This window comes from Pedobacter sp. SYSU D00535 (assembly GCF_017355855.1).
In the GTDB taxonomy this organism is placed as follows: Bacteria; Bacteroidota; Bacteroidia; order Sphingobacteriales; family Sphingobacteriaceae; genus Desertivirga.
In genome coordinates, this window is record NZ_JAFEWD010000009.1 from 1 (window position 1) to 3,635 (window position 3,635).

Consider the following 3,635-nt stretch of genomic DNA (forward strand, 5'->3'; position numbering starts at 1 on the left):
CCTGTAATTAAAAAAAACCATGACCAGGCGCCTTATCGGACTTTTATCGATTAGCCTAATAAGCAGCTGTACCTCCAAAAGTACCGACTCGACAGACCTAACATCACTTGATAGCACGAAAAAGTATTTAAATGGAGTGTGGTGCCAGAATAGCGAAATCACGACCAGTGAATATCAGTTCATCAAAGACTTTAGAGGGCTAAGAATTAATGGGACTAAGCAAAACGACGGGAGTATAATGACCGAGTCGAACCCGGAGACTTTTGAACTATTAAAGAAAAGCGACAATGTCGTGATTAAGCTGACATCAATAGCAGGACAGACAATTGGGACTATTGAATTCTTGTCAAAAGACAAAGTTATAATCGACGGAATAGAGTACTATAAGATTAACTACAGGTAACATCGCGTTTAAGTTATGCCCGGGCGAAGTGGTTCTGAAAGTTTCTGCCTTTTAACTACTTTAGTGCTGGGCGACAGGTGACTGCCAATAATCGGGCACAACTTAAACCCTTAACCGTTACCTGCAACTACAAACGACATGCAACTCCTTCAGAAGCAACACGACCATCTGACTAATAAATCGAAGGAGGAGATTATTACGGCTCTATTACAGAAGAGGAAAGCTCAAAAGGCGGACAATAGCCTTTTCAAGTGGGACTTAGTCGATTATGGAAGCTTTAAGATAAAAGGAGACCGAATTGAGGTTGAAAGAACGCCGTCTGTTCTTAACCCTTTCAAAAGTATTGGAATTATTTACTACGACCTGTTTGAGGATGAAAATGGAACAAAAATTAAATGCACCATTGAACCTATCAATAAATATACTCTGCTCTTAGGTTCTTGCTTGTTTTCATTTTTTCTGCTGCTGTTTTCTGCGTTTATCCTCATTTCACTGAGGAATGAAATTTCAAAAGCGATAATTATAGTAGTTATAGCATGGACTGTAGTGGCCGGCTCTTCATATATTTCGCTCCGGTTTTCGAGAAATGGATTAGAGGAATATTCAAGAACTATATTGAATGACCTCGGGATTAAAAGTAGCAGCAGGTAACACAGGCTCTGTTGCAATTGCGGGTGACGTGGGTTATGCTATTTCACAGCTTTCTACTACTTTAGTGCTGGCTTGAAAGTGACGTGCAATTTATGCCGCAACTGCAACAAGCCTTAACCGTTATGCCCAATTGTAAAAACAAGACATGCTCAACGACCAGACCGAGATAAAATTTTTCGAGCTATTAAATCGAGACTTATCAATCAAGGACTTTAAGGAGTGGATTTACAAGAATGAATCAAGACTTGAAACGGAGTTAACAGCTGATTTATATTCCGACCTAATATCTCTTGACTATAATCATAAAGATTCGCTCTATGAACTTGAAAAGAAGATAATACCTTACTTAGATTCTCAGAAGTTTAATATCTGGAGGACAAGAATGCTATTATTCAAAATAGTTAATAATGAAATTGATTTAGTACTTGCCACGAGAAAGCTTAGAAACTTGTATAACTCTACAGAAGAGGAACTATTACCCATAAAACTGGGACTCGGATATGAAAGTGTTTTAGACGACCTTCTTATCCCATCGGAATACGACCAGTGGAATAAGGAAGAACTCGAATTAAAGCTAAAGAAGCTTGACTACTATAAAATGGACTTCCTAAGAGATGCACAATCAGCATTAAGAGACTTGGAGGACAAATAAAAACAACTGGGGCATAACACCAGCTAAAAGTTATGCCGGCGGAACTGCTGTTCGCAGTTTTCTGCTTTTTAGTTACTTTAGTGCAGGCAGAGGCGGAAGTGATTTCTATTCCGGCACAACTCTTAGCCACGGCCGTTAGCGGTAATAGCACAAGACCAACAACCATTCCGACTGACACATGGCAACTGAATCCGAAGAAACCATCGACATAAGATTACAACTAAGTAGCTTGAGAGCACTATGGGGAGAGATTACTCCTGTTTTACGTTCCGTTTCTGTAGAGGTCCAGGGTAACGAACTTCGTTGGCAATGTATTTTTGACGAGAAAGCGACTGAGGACGACTTCGAACTAATGAAAATGGCAGCTGCCGAAGTAATTGGCGACTTTCCCCAACTTCTGCTTAAAGAAATAATAAAGACGACATCAATAACAAATAATATGACTCACCTAAAAAATTTGATTTACTTGAGACACGAGGCAAACTACTATAAATAGCTACTACCGCTAACACTATGTCCTATGTAAAGCAGTTTTTATAGAACGAGTGTTAATCGCAAAAGGTTTTTATAACGTTTTATTAATGGTTGACCTTTGGTCTACCGTTAATAAAACGGAATCCGTTAAGATTTACTAATCATTAAGCTCCTACTCCTATGTGTAGTATAGCAAAGGCTATCTACCAGCACCCGTTAGGTTCAATGAATAAAAAGGCGGCTACCTGCTTTAAAATGTGACAGAATCAGCATTCTTCACCCACGATGTTTTGTAGTCTGCCTTCACTTTTTTGAGCTTTAATAACTATGGTTAAGCAGCCTTAGAAAAATTAATTTTATAGGGCTGTTCATTTTTTATAACTGAGAGCATTCTGTTGAGAAGCTTTCGGGCTATTTTGATGATAATTCCTTTGGCGTTCTTACCTGCATGAGTACGATAATAGGCCAGCATCTGTGGATCTTTCCTCAAAGCAATCCAGGCGCTTTCTACAATATAGCTTCTTAATAAGGGCCTGCAACGCGGTGTTACGCCAAATACATTCTCCTTTCCTCCCGAATTTTTAATGCAGGGAACTAGGCCGATAAATGATGCAAACTGACTCTCATTATTAAACCGTCTCAGGTCGCCCAGTTCGGCAAGGATGGCTGCAGCCAGAAAACCTCCCACTCCGGGAATGCTTTTTAAGAGATAATAATCCTTTTTATGATGCTTCCGGCAGTACGCCCGAAGCTGATTTGAAAGCTGTAAATACTCTTGGTGGATGTATCCGAACATCCGCAATTTACTCTCCATGCAGAGTTTACCTGTCTGGTAAGGCCAGCTAAGGTCTGCAATCCATTTTAAAAAGTCCTTACTCCAGTTCGGATTATCATACTGCTCGGGTACTTTGATACCAGAATACAATAGAAGACTTTTTATGGCCGATTTTGCGTCCCTTAGCTGGCGGGTAAGGCGGGCACGCTGGCGCAAGAGTGATTTCAAAAAATCCTGATCTTCGGTAGGAATATAAATCCCTCTGAGCTGTCCGGCTTGCAATTGTTTGGCTAAATTCCGGCAATCAATTTTATCCGTTTTCTGAAAGCTTTGTTTGTTCATGCGTGGAATATCGGCGGGATTGACCACCAGAACTTCCCATCCCAGATTTAAAAAGTAACGAGAAGCGGAAAAGCCACAGCAGCTTGATTCATAAACCAGAGATACCTGGTAGCCTGCAAAATTCGCTTCGACGTAATGGCTAAGCGTTTCCGGCTCTGCAGGCATAGTAACCGTTTTGTGTTCGCTAATATCTGTTCGAAAATGTGCTGACCAACTTTTCTTGTGAATATCTAAACCAATGAATAGCTTTGGTAAAGCAGTAAGTTTTGTGTCCATGATTTCGCAGTTTATGGTTACTTAAATTTACTGCTTTTACATGGATGCTTTAAATTATGCCC

The 3,635-nt window shown here is 40.1% G+C and carries 5 protein-coding genes; 4 read left to right on the forward strand and 1 reads right to left on the reverse strand.

Features of this window, described 5'->3' with window-relative positions:
- Positions 1–19: 19 nt before the first annotated feature.
- The 4 genes from J4N23_RS16235 (at position 20) to J4N23_RS16250 (ending at position 2,202) form a co-directional block, all read left to right on the forward strand.
- Complete coding sequence (locus tag J4N23_RS16235; protein ID WP_207428795.1) at positions 20–403, forward strand: hypothetical protein; 384 nt, start codon at positions 20–22, stop codon at positions 401–403.
- 138 nt (positions 404–541) lie between these two features.
- Positions 542–1,054, forward strand: coding sequence for a hypothetical protein (locus tag J4N23_RS16240; protein WP_207428796.1), 513 nt, complete (start codon positions 542–544; stop codon positions 1,052–1,054).
- A 145-nt stretch (positions 1,055–1,199) separates the two neighbouring features.
- Complete coding sequence (locus J4N23_RS16245) at positions 1,200–1,706, forward strand: hypothetical protein (RefSeq protein ID WP_207428797.1); 507 nt, start codon at positions 1,200–1,202, stop codon at positions 1,704–1,706.
- Positions 1,707–1,884: 178 nt separating this feature from the next.
- Complete coding sequence (locus tag J4N23_RS16250; RefSeq protein WP_207428798.1) at positions 1,885–2,202, forward strand: hypothetical protein; 318 nt, start codon at positions 1,885–1,887, stop codon at positions 2,200–2,202.
- Between the two features lie 309 nt (positions 2,203–2,511).
- Here J4N23_RS16250 and J4N23_RS16255 read toward each other — a convergent pair whose 3' ends face one another.
- A complete protein-coding gene (locus J4N23_RS16255) occupies positions 2,512–3,573 on the reverse strand; it encodes an IS110 family transposase (protein ID WP_207428799.1) in 1,062 nt (353 codons plus the stop codon).
- Positions 3,574–3,635: the final 62 nt, after the last annotated feature.

Excerpts from the sequence above, each read along its gene's own strand:
- J4N23_RS16235 (WP_207428795.1), top strand. The coding sequence starts at position 20 with ATGACCAGGCGCCTTATCGGACTTTTATCGATTAGCCTAATAAGCAGC.
- J4N23_RS16240 (WP_207428796.1), top strand. The coding sequence starts at position 542 with ATGCAACTCCTTCAGAAGCAACACGACCATCTGACTAATAAATCGAAG.
- J4N23_RS16245 (WP_207428797.1), top strand. The coding sequence starts at position 1,200 with ATGCTCAACGACCAGACCGAGATAAAATTTTTCGAGCTATTAAATCGA.
- J4N23_RS16250 (WP_207428798.1), top strand. The coding sequence starts at position 1,885 with ATGGCAACTGAATCCGAAGAAACCATCGACATAAGATTACAACTAAGT.
- J4N23_RS16255 (WP_207428799.1), bottom strand. The coding sequence starts at position 3,573 with ATGGACACAAAACTTACTGCTTTACCAAAGCTATTCATTGGTTTAGAT.